Genomic DNA, 1,622 nt, shown 5'->3' with positions numbered 1-1,622 from the left:
CGGCTTTGGGTGGTTAGTATCAAACGCCTCGTCATGGGCGCACATGCTCGGGTACGGGAATATCAACCCGTTGTCCATCGACTACGCCTGTCGGCCTCGCCTTAGGTCCCGACTTACCCTGGGCGGATTAGCCTGGCCCAGGAACCCTTGGTCATCCGGCGGCAGAGTTTCTCACTCTGCATTCGCTACTCATGCCTGCATTCTCACTCCCACACCCTCCACCGCTAGCTTCCGCCACGGCTTCCCTGGGTGCAGGACGCTCCCCTACCCATCAACACGACTACACCAGCATTTCAAGAACACTGATGGATCTATTGTGTCAATGACACAGCTTCGGCGGTGTGCTTAAGCCCCGCTACATTGTCGGCGCAGGACCACTTGACCAGTGAGCTATTACGCACTCTTTCAAGGGTGGCTGCTTCTAAGCCAACCTCCTGGTTGTCTGGGCAATCCCACATCCTTTCCCACTGAGCACACACTTAGGGGCCTTAGCTGGTGTTCTGGGCTGTTTCCCTCTCGACGACGAAGCTTATCCCCCGCCGTCTCACTGCCACGCTCTCACTAACCGGTATTCGGAGTTTGGTTGATTTCGGTAACCCGGTAAGGCCCCTAGACCATCCAGTAGCTCTACCCCCGGCAAGAAACACGTGACGCTGCACCTAAATGCATTTCGGGGAGAACCAGCTATCACGGAGTTTGATTGGCCTTTCACCCCTACCCACAGCTCATCCCCTCAGTTTTCAACCTAAGTGGGTTCGGGCCTCCACGACGTCTTACCGTCGCTTCACCCTGGCCATGGGTAGATCACTCCGCTTCGGGTCTAGACCACGCGACTACAGACGCCCTATTCAGACTCGCTTTCGCTACGGCTACCCCACACGGGTTAACCTCGCCACGCAGCACTAACTCGCAGGCTCATTCTTCAAAAGGCACGCCATCACCCAAAGGCTCTGACGGCTTGTAGGCACACGGTTTCAGGTACTCTTTCACTCCCCTCCCGGGGTACTTTTCATCTTTCCCTCACGGTACTCGTCCGCTATCGGTCTTCAGGAAGTATTTAGGCTTACCGGGTGGTCCCGGCAGATTCACAGCAAATTCCACGAGCTCGCTGCTACTCGGGAACACCAAACAAACAATCACAATGCGCTTTCGCGTACGGGGCTCTCACCCACTCCGGCCCGCCATCCCAAGCGGTTCCACTAACACACGTGACCATTCCGAGGACTGTCAGATCCTCGACGCTGGGTCCCACAACACCGCCTGCACAACGCCTGACAGCTTGACATACAAACGGTTTAGCCTCTTCCGCTTTCGCTCGCCACTACTCACGGAATCACGGTTGTTTTCTCTTCCTGCGGGTACTGAGATGTTTCACTTCCCCGCGTTCCCTCCACACACCCTATATATTCAGGTGCGGGTAACACCACATCACTGGTGCTGGGTTTCCCCATTCGGAAATCCTCGGATCACAGCTCGGTTGACAGCTCCCCGAGGCTTATCGCAGCCTCCTACGTCCTTCATCGGCTCCTGAAGCCAAGACATCCACCATGTGCCCTTAACAACTTGACCACAAAGATGCTCGCATCCACTCTACAGTTCTCAAACACCACACCAGAAACAAC

At 55.9% G+C, this 1,622-nt stretch carries 1 rRNA gene (running past one end of the window); it reads right to left on the bottom strand.

Going from position 1 to position 1,622, the window contains the following annotated elements:
- Positions 1-1,569: ribosomal RNA gene (locus tag AB0J55_RS45430) — 23S ribosomal RNA — on the bottom strand; it reaches 1,269 nt to the left of the window's first position.
- Positions 1,570-1,622 lie beyond the last annotated feature (53 nt).

The sequence above is a fragment of the Amycolatopsis sp. NPDC049688 genome, from assembly GCF_040674975.1.
In the GTDB taxonomy this organism is placed as follows: Bacteria; Actinomycetota; Actinomycetes; order Mycobacteriales; family Pseudonocardiaceae; genus Amycolatopsis.
Note: the sequence above shows the minus strand (reverse complement) of the source record. Positions and strands in the feature narration are given on the sequence as shown.